Raw genomic sequence first — 16,099 nt, forward strand, 5'->3', positions numbered from 1 at the left:
ATGCAGGTGTTAATCGTAAAAACGTCCTCGATGGGAGACGTGCTGCATACGCTGCCCGCCCTGACCGATGCGCTGCAGGCCATTCCCGATATCCGCTTCGACTGGGTAGTGGAAGAAGGTTTCAGCCAAATCCCCACCTGGCACCCGGCGGTGGATCGCGTGATCCCGGTGGCCATTCGCCGCTGGCGCAAAAACTGGTTCGGCAGCGACACCCGACAGCAGCGCTGCGACTTCAAGCGCGCGCTGCAAGAACGCCGTTACGACGTGGTGATCGACGCGCAGGGCCTGATGAAAAGCGCCGCGCTGATCACGCGCGTCGCCAAGGGCAACAAACATGGCCCGGACTGCAAAAGCGCGCGCGAACCGTTCGCCAGCTGGTTCTACAACGTGCGCCATGAGATAGACAAACGGCAGCACGCGGTGGAACGCACGCGCGAGCTGTTCGCCAAAAGCCTCGGCTACGATAAACCGGGCAGCTACGGCGACTATGCCATCGCCGCGCGTTTTCTCAGCCAGCCGCCGGTCGATGCCGGTCAATATCTGGTGTTTTTGCACGCTACGACCCGCGACGACAAGCATTGGCCGGAGCAGAACTGGCGCGAGCTGATCGCGCTGACGGCCGACAGCGGGCTGAAGATCAAACTGCCCTGGGGGGCGGAGCATGAACATCAGCGCGCGCTGCGGTTGGCGGAAGGTTTCCCACATGTCGAGGTGCTGCCGAAGCTCAGCCTGCAGCAGGTGGCTGACGTGCTGGCGGGCGCCAGGGGCGTGGTCTCGGTCGACACCGGGCTAAGTCATCTGACCGCCGCGCTCGACAAACCGAACATCACGCTGTTCGGGCCAACCGATCCCGGCCTGATCGGCGGCTATGGGCAAAATCAGCACTCGCTGATTTCGCCGGAAAAAAGCATGGCGACAATCGACGCCGATACGGCATGGCAGGCGTTGCAAAAGGTTATAGCATGAAAAAACTGCACATTATCAACCTGGGTAAAATGGGCGGCGTCGAGCGCCTGTTCCTGCAGTACATCAACGATACCACCGACGGCAGCAACCAGGTCCTGTGCATCAGCGGCGACATCGGCGAGGAGATCCGCCGCCAGTTGCCGGCGCACCAGCCCGTCACCTTCGCCAACCGCCTGATCAATGCGCTGCCGCTGCGCTGCCCGCAGTTCCTGCGAAAATTTCTGTTGAAGTGGAAAATCGAGCGGGCCAACGCCGACGTGGTGATCGTCTGGGACCTGGTGCCGGGGCTGGCGGCCAAACCCAAGCGCGGCAAGCTGGTTTACTACGATCACGGCTGCTCCTGGCGCTACCCGAAAAATCAAAAGACGCTGCGTTTCTTCGCCATGCTGGACGGCGTGATTTCCGCCTCACACGCCTCGAAGCGGGTGATGGAGCTGCGCTTTAATCTGCCTTGCCCAAACCACGTGGTGATCAACCGCATCAAGACGCCGGCGGGGATCGACAACACGCCGAAAACGCTGTCACAACCGATCAGAATCGGCACCGCCTCGCGTCTGGTCAGCCTGAAAGGCATCAGCGTTTCATTATTGATGATGCAGGAACTGCTGCGACGCGGGCATGACGTCACGCTGGAAGTGGCTGGCAAAGGGCCGGATCGCGCGGCGTTCGAGGCGCTGGCGGCCCGGCTCCAGCTCGGCGATCGCGTCACCTTCAGCGGTTACCAGGATGACGTCGCCGGCTTCTTCAATCGCACGCACATTTACATGAGCACGCCGATCACCGAGCCGTTCGGCTTGTCCTGCATGGAATCGCTCTATTTCGGCGTGCCGGTCATCTTCCCGCAGGTCGACGGCCAACCGGAAGCGGTGAAAGACGGCGTCTGCGGCATTGGCCTGGTTCCGTCGGTCACCATCGAACAACACCGGCAGCTCACCGATATCGAGGTCGACTTCCCGCATGAAGTCTACGATCCGTTAACCGACAGCCTGGTGTCGCCCAAGCTGTTGTCGCATATCGACTGTGCGGATGCCGTTGAGACATTGCTGGCGGGCGAAACCTACCAGACGTTGAGCCGAAACGCGCAGCGCTATCCTGCTGAACATTTCAACTATGCTCAGTTCAAAGCTGAGTTTGACGACACGCTGCGATCCTTCATCGTTTAATCAACACGTGAGCCGGAAAACACGCCCGATGCTAAAACAAAAAACGCCGCACCCTGCCTTCAGTTATTTGATTTATCTGGGATGCGCCATCGCTTTTTGCACCATCCCTTTCGGTTCTGCGACCGGACGCAATCTGTTTTACGTTTCCAGCTACATCGCCTTTATCGCCGTTTGCCTGTATCCGCGCTATTACCTCAGCAACGTTAAAAATCTGCTGTTGCCCGCGCTGATGTTCTGCGTCGGCATGGGCACCATCCTGTGGATGCATCACTTCAAACAGCCGGGTGAGTACATCAACATTTATCGCTCTTATATGTCGACCGGCAAACTGCAGCTCGCAACCGCTTTCATCTTGCTGATTGCGCTCAATGAGCGGCTGTGCGTGCAGCGCCTGCTGATCGTCGTGGCCCTCGTTACCGGCCTGGCGATCAACGGCTATTCTCTCTATCAGGGATTGCGGCTGGATATTCCTCGCGTGGAGCTTAACTTCGATCGCGCCACGGTCGCTGCCTATCTGATGACCGCCATCGATCTGGTGATGATGCAAGCCATCCTGATGCTGCGCACCCGCTACCGTCTGGTGCTGTACATTGCGGCGTTCCTGCTTTCCTTCTCTGCGCTGGTGCTGACCGGCACCCGCGCGGCGATGCTGGTTTACCCGGTGGCGATTTGTCTGTCGCTGCTGGCGACCAAGCATCTGGTTTCCAGGAAACACAAGCTCGCGTTGATGGCCTCGGTACCGCTGCTGCTCGTAGCCTGCGGCCTGGTGTTCAAACCGCAGATAGAAGAACGCATTCAGGCCTTTGAGACCGACATGCGTCTGATGGATCAGCCACAGACTGAAAACTCGATCATTTCCCGACTGTCGATGCAAACGCTGGCATGGCGCACCGGCTCACAAGCTCCTTGGGGTCAATCCGCCGAGCAGCGCGGTGAAGAGATCCGCGCCATCGTCGCGCAGCAACCTCGCCTGTCTGGCGTCATGCCTTACATCAACGTGCATCTGCATAACGAGCTGCTGGAAACCTATTCGCTCAAGGGGGTCTGGGGGACGTTGCTGTTGCTGGCGCTGTATATCGGCCTGTTCTTCTCTTCATTCCGGCCGCAGCGCAACGCGCTGTTGCTGAGCGTGAGCGCCAGCCTGTTCGTTTACGGTCTTAGCGATGTCATCTTCTTCAGCACGGAAGGCACCGTCATGTTCTGTCTGGCGCTGATCGCCGCCGTGCTCTCCGTGGCGAAACCGCCTTCCGCCCAGGAGCAGACCGCGTGAAAACTCATCAGCCACCGCTGCTCAGCGTTATCGTGCCGTTTTACAATAACGAAGCGTTCGTCATCGCTGCGCTGGATTCGTTATTTACGCAGATTTCTGATGAGATTGAGGTGGTCATCATCGACGATGGCTCTACCGATGCGTCAGGGGCGCTGGTCAGCCGGTATCTGGCGCAGCGGCAGCATCCGCACGTGGCTTTTATTTCACAGGCCAACGGCGGCATTGCGCACGCCCGCAATGTCGGCCTGCAGCGAGCCACCGGGCGCTACGTCACCTTTCTCGACGGCGACGATCTGCTGAGCGACGACTATCTGGCGATCCTGCGGCCCCTGCTGATCGCCGATGAATATGACCTGATCGATTTTAATTATCAGAAGTTCACCGAACAACCGCCGAAACCCGAGAACCGCGCGACGCAGCCCGCAGCCTACGACTTTTCCTCGTTGGGGCTGGGCAGCCTGCAACCGCTGTTCGCACGCTCGATGTGGCACCTCTGGAGCCGGGTATATAAGCGCACGCTGCTGGCAGGGGAAACGTTCGAAGACGGCAGGCGTTATGAAGACGTGATTTTCACGCCTTTTCAGTATTTCAAAACTCGCCGCATCGCCCATCTTGACTGCGAACTCTATTTCTACCGGGATAACAGCCAGGGCATCACCCGCAATATCAAACCCAAAGATATTGAAGATTTGCTGTTCGCCATGGAGAAGATGCTGCGCTTTGTGGCGCAGCATCCTGGGGATGAGCCGCTGCGCCGGTTGGCCGCCCTGATGCTGGCCAACTGCTTTTCCGAGGTGAAAAGCATGTCCAAGGCGGTGTACGGTTATTATCATTACGCGCCGGCAACGCTGCAAATTCTGCGCCGCGCCGCCGCTGTCTGCCGCAACAGCGACGTGCCGGGCAAAAAAGTCCGCCAGATGCGCTATGCGCGAGTGGATACCTTTCTTTCGAAGCTGCGCGGGCGCAACCCACGCTAACCGCATCGGCCTGGCGGCCGATGCGTCGCCGCACCCCTAGCGCGCTAAAGGCACGTGCGCGACCAGTTCATCATAAATCCGCTGCGGCTGAATGACCCCCATCGGGCTTTCTGCCTCCAGCGGCATCGTATAGCCGGTGCGCGACACCTGAATGATGCGGTGCAGTTCAGGATCCTGAATCGGCCCGGTGGAACGTGAATCGGCGGTCACGAACAGGCTGATGGTTTTCACCTTCAACGCCACCGCCAGATGCAGCGGCCCGGTGTCGCCGGTGACCAGAACATGGAAACTGTCGAGCAACGTCAGCAAGCCTTGCAGCCCCGTTTTACCGATCTGATTATCCACGCAGGCCTGCGTTTGCGGGCCGATCAGGCTCATAAACTGCTGGGCCTTGCCGTCGTCAAGCGGTGCGCCAATCAGCACGATGCGCACATTGGGGTGCTTCGCCACCAGCTCATCGGCCAGGCGCGCATAGTGCGACACCGGCCAGCAACGCGACTCCGTCGATGCCCCCAGTTGAAAACCGATGGTGGGATGGTCGCTGCTTTTGACGCCGCGCTGATAGTCCACGGGAATTTCCATCGTCGGATCGTCGCTGCGGCAGCCCAAAATGGAAATCAGCTCCAGTTTGCGGCGCACGAAATGGCCGTAATAATGGAAGATATAGTTGGTTAACCAAGGTTCCAGCCCGCAAATGCCCGAGCTGTAGTTATCCCTGATGATGTACTTTGCCCCCGCCATGACGGCGCTGATGATGTCATAAGGCAGGTGAGAGTGCAGGATCAGCGCCAAATCCGGCTGATGTTCGCGCAGCGATTTCAGCAATGGGCGTATCGTCTTGATCTTGCTGTCCCAATACACCACGCGATCGTAATAGCGGCCGTTTTCCACCAGTTCGCGGTTTTTCTTATGCACCACCAGCGTGATGTGCGCGTTGGGATAGCGTTCCCTCATCGCCCTCAATGCCGGCGTGTTGAACATGAAGTCGCCCAACGCCGTGGTGGAATAGATGACGATATTGTCAAACTGCTGGGCGCCGTCGAACGTCGCCTTGTCCTGAAAACGGCCGTACTTCGCCGTATAGCGCCGCAAAAACCAGTCGGCAACCTTGATTTTCCATTTCTTCGACATGTGCGTGCTTAGTTCGCTTTAAGTTGATAATACTCGGCCAGCGTCATGCCCACCGTGCGCTGCTGCAGCCAGTCAAACAGCTGCTCCAGATCGCGGTACAGCACTTCGATATCCTGCTCGGTTTTGAACGTCGGGCTGCCGCCCGGCATAAACTCGGAGGAGTGCAGCATAAACTCGACGTAGTCATGCCCCTGCGCCAACGACGTCTCGGCCACGCTTATCATCTTGGCCACGTTGCCGCCACTCGGCCGCAGCCAGTTGACGGACGGCGAACGCCGCTTGCCGCGCAGCCGATCATAGCCCTGCTTGAACGCATTCATCAGCGCCGAATGCTTGTACTGGATGCTCATCGGCACTTCCAGCAGCGACGAAGCGCCCGGCTTGGCGATGTTCTGCGGATCGATGAAATAGGCCTGCGACGGGAACCGGCTGTAATCGGTACCGCCGTTGCCCTGCGGGTTGCCCGGCGAAAACTGCCAGTTGACCCGCGGCGTGACCGAACAATCCACCTGATAGCCGTATTCCAGCAGCAGTGAGGCATAGTATTCGTTGAACGCCCAACGGCCGGCGCGATGGCTGAGCATTTTGGTCTGGAAGGCGTCCTCCAGCAGTTTGGTCATGTAGTCGACTTTGGCGCGTATCTGATCGGCGGGATACTCGATCAAATAAGGCTTGTGGCGCCAGTCGTCATCGGTGAGCGGCGTCAGCGGCGGGCTGTTCCAGGCGTGCAGATGCATGCCGACTTCACCGGCACCGCGGGCGATCACGTCACGCGCGAACTCGACGTAAGCCGGATCCATCGCCATTTCATAGTTGGTGAGATAAACCGGCTTGAAGGCATATTTCTCGCACAGCGCCTGAAAGCGCGGCAAGAAACGCGTGTTTTCGGTCGCGATGCGATCGTGGTTTTGCCACAGATTATCGCCTTCGGTATCAATGGTGATGAGAAACGCCGGTTTAGTCATGAATATCGAACCTGATATCAACAGAATACGCTATGTTACGCAGCCCGTTTCGCCAGGGCAAACGACTTTGCTGCCTGGTTTGGACAACGTTGAAGCGCATTCGTCCCTGCTCCGGCGATTTTTTTGCGGCTCGGCAAGAAAACCGAGCAACAGTAGCCACATGCGATCGGGTCATTTAGAATCAAAGATTGGTTTCCCAGAAAGCGACTCATGATGAACGACGCGCCAGCCCTAACTTCCGCCCCATCCGTACAGCGTATTCTGATCATAAAATTGCGCCACCACGGCGATATGCTGCTGGTCACGCCGGTCATCAGCAGCCTGCGGCAAAACTACCCGCAGGCCCGGATCGATGTGCTGCTGTATCAGGAAACGCAGGAGATGCTGGCCAGTAATCCGGAACTGTCGACCCTGTTCGCCATCGATCGCCAATGGAAAAAACAGGGCGCCCGCGCTCACCTCGGACATGAGCTGGCGCTGCTGCGCCGCCTGAAGGCGCAGCGCTACGATCTGGTGGTCAATCTGGCCGATCAGTGGCGCAGCGCCATCATCACGCGCCTGACCGGCGCGCGCATCCGTTTGGGCTTCGATTTCCCCAAACGCCGCGGCTTCCTGTGGCGCCACTGCCACACGCAGCTGGTGCCGGTAGACAATCACGCCCACTTGCATACCGTCGAACAAAATCTCTCGTTGCTGGCGCCGCTGAACCTGCCCGCGCTCAATGAGCATGTCACCATGAGTTATGATCCGCAGGATTGGCAGACCTGTGAGCAACTGTTGCAGAAACAGGGCGTCGCCGGCAGTTATATTGTGGTGCAGCCCACCTCGCGCTGGTTCTTCAAATGCTGGAGCGAAGAGAAAATGGCCGCCACCCTCACCGCCTTGCAGGCCGACGGCCACCAGTTGGTGATCACCTCCGGCCCCGACGCCAGAGAAAAAGCCATGGTCGAGCGCATTTTGGCGCTCTGCCCGCCGCAGGGCGTAATCTCGCTGGCCGGCCAGCTGACGCTGCGCCAACTGGCCGCCCTGATTGACCACGCCAAGCTGTTTATCGGCGTGGATTCGGTGCCGATGCATATGGCCGCCGCGCTGCAAACGCCGTGCGTAGCGTTATTCGGCCCTTCCAAGCTGACTTTCTGGCGGCCATGGCAGGCTACCGGCGCCGTGATCTGGGCCGGCGACTTTGGCGAACTGCCCGACCCGGACGCCATCGATACCGGCACCGATGAACGGTATCTCGACCTCATTCCTACAGACGCGGTGATTGCAGCCGCGCGGAGCACGCTGGCATGAAAGCATTTCGTTTGGCGATCGTTCGCCAAAAATACCGCCCGGACGGCGGAGCCGAACGTTTCGTTTCCCGCGCCCTGGAGGCGCTGGAGCAACAGGATCTCGATCTGAACGTCATCACTCGCGAATGGCAGGGTGACGCCAATCCAAACTGGCATATTCACCTGTGTAACCCGTTGAAACTAGGCCGCATCAGTCGCGAACGGGGCTTCGCCGTGGCGGCCAGGGCGCTGTGGCAGAAAGAGCGCTTCGATCTGGTGCAAAGCCATGAGCGCATTCCCGGCTGCGATATCTACCGCGCCGGCGACGGCGTACACCGCCGCTGGCTGCTGCAACGCGCGCGGCTGCTGCCCGAGTGGCGCCGCAAGTGGCTGTTTTCCAACCGTTATCACCGCTATGTGATGTGCGCCGAGCGCGCCATGTACGCCGCACCGGAGCTGAAAGCCGTCATCTGCAACGCCGAAATGATCAAACGGGAAATCATCGCCGACTTTGGCGTGCCCGCCGACAAAATCACGGTGATCTATAACGCCATCGACAATCAAAAGTTCCTGCCCGCCGACGAGGCCCAGCGCCGACGCCTGCGTGAGCAATATCAGATCCCGCAACAGGCGCACTGCCTGACCTTCGTCGGCTCCGGTTTCGAGCGCAAAGGGCTGGCCGCCGCCATCCGCGCCGTGGCGGCGACCGACAGCCACCTCTTGGTGGTCGGTAAAGATAAAGCCGAAAAGCGTTACCGGGCGCTGGCGCAGTCGCTGGGCTGCGGCGATCGCATTCACTTTATGGGCGTGCAGAAGCAGACTCTGCCGTTCTATCAGGCCGCGGATGCGCTGCTGCTGCCGACGCTTTACGATCCGTTCCCGAATGTGATTCTGGAAGCGATGTCCTGCGGCCTGCCGGTTATCACCAGCACCACCTGCGGCGGCGCCGAGTTTATCACCCCGGGCCAGAACGGCTTCGTGACCGACGCGCTCGACGTGCCGGCCATCACGGAAGCCATTCGGGCGCTGCCGCGCCAGGCGCTGGGATCCTCCATGGGCGAAGCGGCAAGATTGCGCATTATGACGGCTACGCCGGCGCATCTCTCCGAACAGCTCATTTCCCTCTATAACCGGTTACTGGATTAGCTATGCGTATTCTGATGATCATCGATGGCCTGCCGGGAGGCGGCGCGGAAAAAGTGGTGCTGACCCTGTGCCAAGGCATGCAGCAACAGGGGCATGACGTCAGTCTGATCTCGCTGCGTGACGTCTGCAATTACCCTATCCCGTCAGGCATTGATTATCAGGTGGTGGCCGATCGCAGCCGTGCCCCCTGGCGCAAGCTGACCGAGCTGTCGCGCCGCGCCGCCGCGCTGGATCGGGCGGTAGCCGAACACGAGCGCCAAAACGGCGCGTTCGATCTGGTGTTCTCCAACCTGCACAAAACCGATCGCATCGTCAGCCGCAGCAAGCGGCTGGCTTCGGATCGCCTGTGGTTCTGCATTCACGGCATTCTCTCCACCTCCTACCTCGGCCACCGCAAAGGCCTGGATCGCTGGCTCAAGCAACGTAAAATCGCCAACGTTTACCAGGGGAGAAATATCGTCGCCGTTTCACAGGCGGTCGGCGGCGATCTGCAGCAGAATTTGCCGATCCGCCCGCGTCGGCTGGCGGTCATCAATAACCCGTTCGACATCGACGCCATCCGGCAACAGGCGGCGGCACCTTGCGAACTGGCCGGTCAGGACTATCTGGTGCACGTCGGCCGCTTTCACGCCACCAAGCGGCATGACCGCCTGCTGAAAGCCTATGCGCAATCCGGTATTCAGGCGCCGCTGGCTTTGATCGGCACCGGGGATGACGCCCGCGTCGCCGAGGTCAAGCGTCTGGCGGCAGACTTGGGTATCGCAGAGCGCGTGCTGTTCCTCGGCTTCCAGGCCAATCCCTATCCGTTTATCCGCCATGCCTCGCTGTTGGTGCTCAGCTCCGATAGCGAAGGGTTTGGCAATGTGCTGGTAGAATCGCTGTTGTGCGGCACGCCAGTGGTCAGCACCCGCTGTCCGGGCGGCCCTGCGGAAATTCTGGAAAAAGCCGGCATGGCTAACGCGTTGGCGGAATTAAACGAAGCGTCGCTGGCAGAAAAAATGGCGGAAATTTACGCCAATCCGCCGCAGATAAATCAACAGCAATTGCTGAGCTATGGGCTGGAGCCTATTTGCCGTCAATATATTGAGCTGAAAGAAAAATAATAAAGTAATAAATAAGGCAGGTGATACCTGCCTTATTTTCTTCGCTAGCTTAGCGCCTGCATTTTCTGCCAAACCTCATCGACAGAAACATCTTCACAGTGCCCCGACTCACTCTGCAAAATATGATGACGGCCGGTCCATGGATGCCAGGACGTTTTATCGGTATCGCCAAAGAACACCACCATATCCTTATTCAGCGCGGCGGCAAGATGCATCTGCCCGCCGTCGCTGCACAGCACCCGGTCGCATAAATCGAACCCGCCCAACAGCTCGCGCACCGAGGCCGTCGGATAAAGCGCGACGCGTTCGTTTTGGCACAACGCCAACAGCTGTTCTGCGCGCTGCTGATCGCCGATGTCGTCCGGCGCCAGCGTGCCCTGCGGCGACCAGAAGATCAGCACGCCGGTGCGGGGATCGGCGGTCAGGCGGTTGATGATTTCGGCATAGCGTTCAACCGGCCAGCGCCTTTTCGGGCTGCGGCTGCTGATATGCACGGCGCAAACCCGTTCGACCGACGGCAGGCGTTCCTGCAGCCGCTGCGCCGCCAGCTGCCGCTCTTCCGGCGTCAGGAATACCCGCACCGGCGGGATCGGAATGGTTTGATCGGTTATCGCCGATAAATAGCTGTAGGTGTGTTCGACCTGATGTAGACCGCGGAAATCGTCCTTGCGGAACGGGCGCTGAATATCTTTCGTGCCCAAATCGGCGCCGATGATATGGGTGGCGCCGGCCATTTTCGCTAAACGCAGGCTGTATTTGCAAGGCACCGGGTTGGCCAGAATGACCGCATCGAACTTTATTTTGCGCAGCTTCAGGAAGATCATCAGACGTTCGAAATAAACGCCCAACGTCGTTTCATTTTTCGCCTTGTGCTTGGCCTTTTTATAGACAAAGACTTTCTCGAGATGAGGGTTGTTTTTAACAACGTCCTGGCTGACTTTATTGATCAGCAGATAAACTTTTGCGTCTGGATAGGCAATTTTCACCCCTTCAATCAGAGGCGTGGTGCAAACAAGATCGCCGATGTTGTCGCGGCGAATAATTAAAATATTCTTCATTCCGAGCCTATCGGCGAAATCGCTCGCCGGTTGTCTGAAACTGACACCCAAGGTTACCAAATTAGCGCCTTTCCCTTCCAGTTATGGTACTATTCCGAATAACCCATATAAATGAAATTGATAGAATGTTGCTGCGTTTATATCAGGTACTACTCTACCTCATCCAACCCCTGATCTGGCTCCGCTTACTGCTGCGCAGCCGCAAAGCTCCAGCCTACCGTAAACGCTGGGCGGAACGCTATGGCTTCTGCGCCGGGAAAGTCGTGCCGGGCGGCATTATGCTGCATTCCGTCTCCGTCGGCGAAACGCTGGCGGCCATCCCGCTGGTGCGGGCGCTGCGCCATCGTTACCCCGCTTTGCCGATAACTGTGACCACAATGACCCCGACAGGTTCAGAACGCGTCCAGTCCGCTTTCGGCAAAGACGTGCATCATGTCTATCTGCCCTACGATCTGCCCGGTTCCATGAACCGCTTCCTCGACCAGGTGAATCCCAAGCTGGTGATCATCATGGAAACCGAGCTATGGCCTAACCTGATCAACGCACTGCATCAGCGGCAAATCCCCCTGGTGATCGCCAATGCGCGCCTGTCGGCGCGATCCGCCGCCGGCTATAAGAAAATTGGCGGATTCATGCGCGATATGCTGCGCCGCATTACGCTGATCGCCGCACAGAACCAGGAAGACGGCGATCGTTTTATCGAACTGGGCCTGAAACGCTCGCAGCTGGCCGTTACCGGCAGCCTGAAATTCGATATCTCCGTCACCCCGGAACTGGCCGCCCGCGCCGTTACGCTGCGCCGCCAATGGGCGCCGCGCCGCCCGGTGTGGATCGCCACCAGCACCCATGAAGGCGAAGAAACCATCCTGCTCGAAGCGCACCGCAAGCTGCTGGAAAAACACCCCGACCTGCTGCTGATCCTGGTGCCGCGTCACCCGGAACGCTTCCCGACCGCCAAGGAACTGGTACAGAAGGCCGGCTTCAGCTACACCCTGCGCAGCAGCGGCGAAATCCCGTCCGGCAGCACCCAGGTGGTGATCGGCGATACCATGGGCGAACTCATGCTGTTGTACGGCATCGCCGATCTGGCCTTTGTCGGCGGCAGCCTGGTGGAACGTGGCGGGCATAACCCGCTGGAAGCCGCCGCCCACGCCATCCCGGTGCTGATGGGCCCGCACACCTTCAACTTTAAAGACATCTGCGCCAAGCTTTCGCAGGCCGAAGGCCTGATCACCGTGACCGACGTGGATTCGCTGGTAAAGGAAGTGGAAACCCTGTTGACCGACGAAGACTACCGCCGTTACTACGGCCGCCATGCGGTGGAAGTGTTGTATCAGAATCAGGGAGCGTTGCAGCGCCTGCTGCAGCTGCTGGAACCGCACCTGCCGCCCCGGAGTCACTGAATGAGCAGCCGCAAAAGCCTGTCGGTGGTGATGATCGCCAAAAACGAAGCCGGGCTGTTGCCGGACTGCCTGCGCTCTGTCGCCTGGGCCGATGAAATCATCGTGCTGGACTCCGGCAGCGAGGACGACAGCGTCGCCGTCGCCGAAAGTCTGGGCGCCAAAGTCTTCACGCACACCGACTGGCAAGGATTCGGCAAGCAGCGCCAGCTGGCGCAAAGCTACGCCAGCCATGACTACGTATTGATGATCGACGCCGACGAACGCGTCACCCCCGAACTGCGGCAATCCATCGAGCGGGTGTTGAACGCGCCGGACGACGGCGCCGTTTACAGCTGCGCGCGGCGCAACCTGTTCCTTGGCCGCTTCATGCGCCACAGCGGCTGGTATCCCGACCGCGTCAACCGCCTGTACGCCAATTCACGCTATCGCTATAACGACGATCTGGTGCACGAGTCGCTGAACATCGGCGACGCCAAAGTGATCCCCCTCAGCGGCGATATGCTGCACCTGACCTGCCGCGACTTCTTCGCCTTTCAGCGCAAACAGCTGCGCTATGCCGAAGAATGGGCCACACAGCGCCACCGGGCCGGCAAGCGTTGCGGCTATCTGTCCATCCTGACCCACACGCTCGGCGCCTTCGTCAAAACCTGGCTGCTGCGGGCCGGCTTCCTCGACGGTAAACAGGGGTTGCTGTTAGCGGTGGTCAACGCGCAATATACCTTCAATAAATATGCCGCATTATGGGCATTGGGCCGCAACTACTCAGAGAAGTGAATCATGACCAGCAAAGCCATCTATCCCGGGACCTTCGATCCCATGACCAACGGCCACCTGGATTTAGTGACGCGCGCGTCGCTGATGTTCGATCACGTGATTCTGGCCATCGCCGCCAGCCCGAGCAAAAAGCCGCTATTCAGCCTGGATGAGCGCGTGGCGCTGGCGACGCAGGTCACCTCGCATCTGGACAATGTGGAGGTACTGGGCTTCAGCGAGCTGATGGCGCATTTCGCCGCTCACCAGAATGCCAATATCCTGGTGCGCGGCCTGCGGGCGGTGTCTGACTTTGAGTATGAACTGCAGCTGGCGAACATGAACCGCCATTTGATGCCGACGCTGGAAAGCGTGTTCCTGATGCCTTCCGAAGAGTGGTCGTTCATCTCCTCCTCACTGGTGAAGGAGGTCGCCCGCCACGGCGGCGATATCGCGCCTTTCCTGCCCGATGTGGTCACTCAGGCGCTGATGGCGAAGCTCGCCGCCGCGTGATACTCAGCGCTGGCAGCGTCGGCAAAAGAAGGTGCTGCGTTGCCCGTGCTTGGCGGATTCAATCGGCGTGCCGCATGCGCGGCAGGGTTCTCCCGCCCGTCCATAAACCTGCAGCTCCTGCGCGAAGTACCCCGGTTTGCCGTCCGACTGCAAAAAGTCGCGCAATGTGGTGCCGCCCTGCTCGATGGAGCGTTGCAACACCGCCTTGATGGTCTTCGCCAACAGCGCCGCTTCGGCTTTGGTCAAGGATCCCGCCGGACGATCGGGCAGGATCCCGGCGCTGAACAGCGATTCACTGGCGTAAATGTTACCGACCCCGACCACCAGCTTATTATCCATCAGCCACGGTTTGATCAGCGTGCGCTTATTACGTGATTTTTCATACAGGTAGTCACCGTTGAACGCCTCACTCAGCGGTTCCGGCCCCAGATGCGCCAACACGCTGCTGGTCGCCAGGTCTTCGCACCACAGCCAGGCGCCGAAGCGGCGCGGATCGGTATAGCGCAGGATCATACCGTTGTTGATCACCAGATCGACGTGGTCGTGTTTGCCGGCTTCGTCTTCGTTTTCCTCACGCAGCATGCGCAGGCTGCCCGACATGCCCAGATGCACGATAATCCAACCGCGCTCCAGCTCAATCAGCAGGTATTTGGCCCGACGCTGCACGCTGAGCACCGGCTGATCGCTCAGCGTCAGGATCTGCTCGGAAACCGGCCAGCGCAGGCGCGCGTTGCGCACCACCGCATACTGAATGCTGTGGCCGACAAGATAAGGCTCTATACCGCGTCTGCTCGTCTCAACTTCCGGTAATTCAGGCATCTGGCTTCCCCTCCGATGTTTTCTACCCTTTATAAAACAAAAAACCCGGCCAAGGCCGGGTTTTTCATTAATCCACTAAAATTATTTAATTTTAGCTTCTTTGTATACTACGTGCTGACGGACAACTGGATCGAATTTCTTCAGTTCCAATTTTTCCGGCTTAGTACGCTTGTTCTTCGTGGTGGTATAGAAGTGACCAGTACCAGCAGAAGAAACCAGCTTGATCTTCTCGCGAACACCTTTAGCCATGATTCAGTTCCTTAATACTTCTCACCACGGGCACGCAGATCGGCCAGAACCGTCTCAATACCCTTCTTATCGATAACACGCATACCTTTAGCAGATACACGCAGAGTTACAAAGCGCTTCTCAGCCTCAACCCAAAAACGGTGTGAGTGCAGGTTAGGCAGAAAACGGCGTTTGGTCGCGTTCATTGCGTGGGAACGGTTGTTACCGCTCACCGGGCGCTTGCCAGTAACTTGGCAGACTCGGGACATGTCTATTCTCCAAAAATCAAATCAGCTCGAGCTTCGTATAGGGTATGGCCGCCTCGTCAGGCTTTTAGAGCCCATCTCAGCAAACTTCATACTGAGGAGACTCTCGTCATCAGGTAGAAACCACACATCAGGTCAGAAACCTGCTGAGATAGGCTCTTGCGCCAAACCCAAGATTCTCAAAGGTGGCGTAGTATACGCTCTGAAGCGTAAGTGCTCAAGTCCCGAACAGCTAAAGATCCCACAAGGATCGCGAAAAAATCGCTTAAAGCCATCCGCGCTCGGCAAAAGAGACGCATTCACCCCGACCGATCACCAAATGATCGAGCACTCGGATCTCCAATAACTGGCAGGCTTTCACCACCTGTTCAGTTATCAAACGGTCGGCATGACTGGGTTCAGCCTTACCCGAGGGGTGATTATGCGCGAGAATCAGCGCGGCGGCATTAGCCTTCAACGCTTCACGCACAATTTCTCTCGGGTAGACGACGACGCTGCTGATGGTACCAGCAAACATCTCCTGATGGCGAATAACCCGATGCTGATTGTCTAAAAACAATACCAAAAAGACCTCTCGCTCACGATGCGCCAGCAGGCTTTGCAGATAATGCTGGGTGACGCGCGGGTTAAGCATGGCGTTTTCCTGCGAGAGATGGCTGGAAAAGAAGCGAAGCGCCAGCTCGGCAATCGCCTGCAGCTGCGTATAGCTGGCGTCGCCCAGGCCTTTTTGACTGCAAAACGCCTGATGATCGGCCGACATCAGATGGTAAAGCGAGCCGAATCGGCGCAGCAGCTGCTCCGCCAGCTGCATTACGTGCACGCCGGGCAACCCGGTGCGCAAGAAAATGGCCAACAGCTCTGCGTCGGACAGCGCCGCGGCCCCCTGCATCAACAGCTTTTCACGCGGCGCCAGCGCGCCCGGCCAGCACGCCACAGTCGGGTTGCTCATCGTGTTCCTCCCTGAAAGGGCTACAGCATGCCATGCGCCCCCCGGCGCGTTCGACAGGTGTTTGATAACATTGCGAAGTGTTTCGCAAAGCACAATGTAACGCCCTGCAGCCATTGCGGAA

General features: G+C 58.6%; 17 protein-coding genes. 10 read left to right on the forward strand and 7 right to left on the reverse strand.

Annotated features, from left to right (window positions below; all coding sequences use genetic code 11):
- The 4 genes from rfaC to CPH57_RS20360 are packed head-to-tail and all read left to right on the forward strand — an operon-like array spanning position 1 to position 4,376.
- Positions 1–966 carry a lipopolysaccharide heptosyltransferase RfaC gene (rfaC, locus tag CPH57_RS20345; RefSeq protein WP_089195306.1) on the forward strand — a complete coding sequence of 322 codons (966 nt, stop codon included), beginning with the start codon at positions 1–3 and terminating at the stop codon, positions 964–966.
- Positions 963–2,129, forward strand: coding sequence for a glycosyltransferase (locus CPH57_RS20350; protein ID WP_042785577.1), 1,167 nt, complete (start codon positions 963–965; stop codon positions 2,127–2,129). The genes rfaC and CPH57_RS20350 overlap by 4 nt, the downstream gene beginning before the upstream one ends.
- Before the next feature lie 28 nt (positions 2,130–2,157).
- On the forward strand, positions 2,158–3,399 hold the full coding sequence (locus tag CPH57_RS20355; protein WP_096242683.1) for an O-antigen ligase: 1,242 nt from the start codon (positions 2,158–2,160) through the stop codon (positions 3,397–3,399).
- Entirely contained in the window at positions 3,396–4,376 is a 981-nt protein-coding gene (locus CPH57_RS20360) for a glycosyltransferase (RefSeq protein ID WP_096242684.1), read from the forward strand. The genes CPH57_RS20355 and CPH57_RS20360 overlap by 4 nt, the downstream gene beginning before the upstream one ends.
- Positions 4,377–4,412: 36 nt before the next feature.
- Here CPH57_RS20360 and CPH57_RS20365 read toward each other — a convergent pair whose 3' ends face one another.
- A complete protein-coding gene (locus CPH57_RS20365; protein WP_033652251.1) occupies positions 4,413–5,507 on the reverse strand; it encodes a glycosyltransferase family 9 protein in 1,095 nt (364 codons plus the stop codon).
- An 8-nt stretch (positions 5,508–5,515) separates the two neighbouring features.
- Positions 5,516–6,472 carry a polysaccharide deacetylase family protein gene (locus tag CPH57_RS20370; RefSeq protein ID WP_096242685.1) on the reverse strand — a complete coding sequence of 319 codons (957 nt, stop codon included), beginning with the start codon at positions 6,470–6,472 and terminating at the stop codon, positions 5,516–5,518.
- A gap of 210 nt (positions 6,473–6,682) precedes the next feature.
- Between CPH57_RS20370 and rfaQ the strand changes: the two genes are divergently transcribed.
- Genes rfaQ through CPH57_RS20385 form a run of 3 tightly spaced genes read left to right on the forward strand, consistent with a single transcriptional unit; the run spans position 6,683 to position 9,992 of the window.
- Positions 6,683–7,765 carry a putative lipopolysaccharide heptosyltransferase III gene (gene rfaQ / locus CPH57_RS20375; RefSeq protein ID WP_033652252.1) on the forward strand — a complete coding sequence of 361 codons (1,083 nt, stop codon included), beginning with the start codon at positions 6,683–6,685 and terminating at the stop codon, positions 7,763–7,765.
- Positions 7,762–8,889 carry a glycosyltransferase family 4 protein gene (locus CPH57_RS20380; protein ID WP_096242686.1) on the forward strand — a complete coding sequence of 376 codons (1,128 nt, stop codon included), beginning with the start codon at positions 7,762–7,764 and terminating at the stop codon, positions 8,887–8,889. The genes rfaQ and CPH57_RS20380 overlap by 4 nt, the downstream gene beginning before the upstream one ends.
- Before the next feature lie 2 nt (positions 8,890–8,891).
- Positions 8,892–9,992 (forward strand): glycosyltransferase, encoded by a 1,101-nt coding sequence (locus CPH57_RS20385; protein ID WP_069099996.1) that lies wholly within the window; start codon positions 8,892–8,894, stop codon positions 9,990–9,992.
- A gap of 44 nt (positions 9,993–10,036) precedes the next feature.
- On the opposite strand, the gene CPH57_RS20390 is transcribed toward CPH57_RS20385, so the two are convergent.
- Positions 10,037–11,050 carry a glycosyltransferase family 9 protein gene (locus CPH57_RS20390; protein WP_042785588.1) on the reverse strand — a complete coding sequence of 338 codons (1,014 nt, stop codon included), beginning with the start codon at positions 11,048–11,050 and terminating at the stop codon, positions 10,037–10,039.
- 125 nt (positions 11,051–11,175) lie between these two features.
- Between CPH57_RS20390 and waaA the strand changes: the two genes are divergently transcribed.
- The 3 genes from waaA to coaD are packed head-to-tail and all read left to right on the forward strand — an operon-like array spanning position 11,176 to position 13,716.
- On the forward strand, positions 11,176–12,453 hold the full coding sequence (gene waaA, locus CPH57_RS20395) for a lipid IV(A) 3-deoxy-D-manno-octulosonic acid transferase (protein ID WP_019452200.1): 1,278 nt from the start codon (positions 11,176–11,178) through the stop codon (positions 12,451–12,453).
- Positions 12,454–13,227 carry a glycosyltransferase family 2 protein gene (locus CPH57_RS20400; RefSeq protein WP_033645184.1) on the forward strand — a complete coding sequence of 258 codons (774 nt, stop codon included), beginning with the start codon at positions 12,454–12,456 and terminating at the stop codon, positions 13,225–13,227.
- Positions 13,228–13,230: 3 nt separating this feature from the next.
- A complete protein-coding gene (gene coaD / locus CPH57_RS20405; protein ID WP_033645183.1) occupies positions 13,231–13,716 on the forward strand; it encodes a pantetheine-phosphate adenylyltransferase in 486 nt (161 codons plus the stop codon).
- A gap of 3 nt (positions 13,717–13,719) precedes the next feature.
- On the opposite strand, the gene mutM is transcribed toward coaD, so the two are convergent.
- The 4 genes from mutM to radC all read right to left on the reverse strand — a co-directional run bounded on the left by mutM (position 13,720) and on the right by radC (position 15,978).
- Positions 13,720–14,535, reverse strand: a complete 816-nt coding sequence (mutM, locus tag CPH57_RS20410) for a bifunctional DNA-formamidopyrimidine glycosylase/DNA-(apurinic or apyrimidinic site) lyase (RefSeq protein WP_046687975.1) — start codon at positions 14,533–14,535, stop codon at positions 13,720–13,722.
- An 81-nt stretch (positions 14,536–14,616) separates the two neighbouring features.
- Entirely contained in the window at positions 14,617–14,784 is a 168-nt protein-coding gene (gene rpmG, locus CPH57_RS20415) for a 50S ribosomal protein L33 (protein WP_002442576.1), read from the reverse strand.
- A gap of 11 nt (positions 14,785–14,795) precedes the next feature.
- Positions 14,796–15,032 carry a 50S ribosomal protein L28 gene (rpmB, locus tag CPH57_RS20420; protein WP_004931195.1) on the reverse strand — a complete coding sequence of 79 codons (237 nt, stop codon included), beginning with the start codon at positions 15,030–15,032 and terminating at the stop codon, positions 14,796–14,798.
- 262 nt (positions 15,033–15,294) lie between these two features.
- Positions 15,295–15,978 (reverse strand): DNA repair protein RadC, encoded by a 684-nt coding sequence (gene radC / locus CPH57_RS20425; RefSeq protein ID WP_016929682.1) that lies wholly within the window; start codon positions 15,976–15,978, stop codon positions 15,295–15,297.
- Positions 15,979–16,099 lie beyond the last annotated feature (121 nt).

The sequence above is a fragment of the Serratia sp. JKS000199 genome (assembly GCF_900215455.1).
Taxonomy (GTDB): Bacteria; Pseudomonadota; Gammaproteobacteria; order Enterobacterales; family Enterobacteriaceae; genus Serratia; species Serratia ureilytica.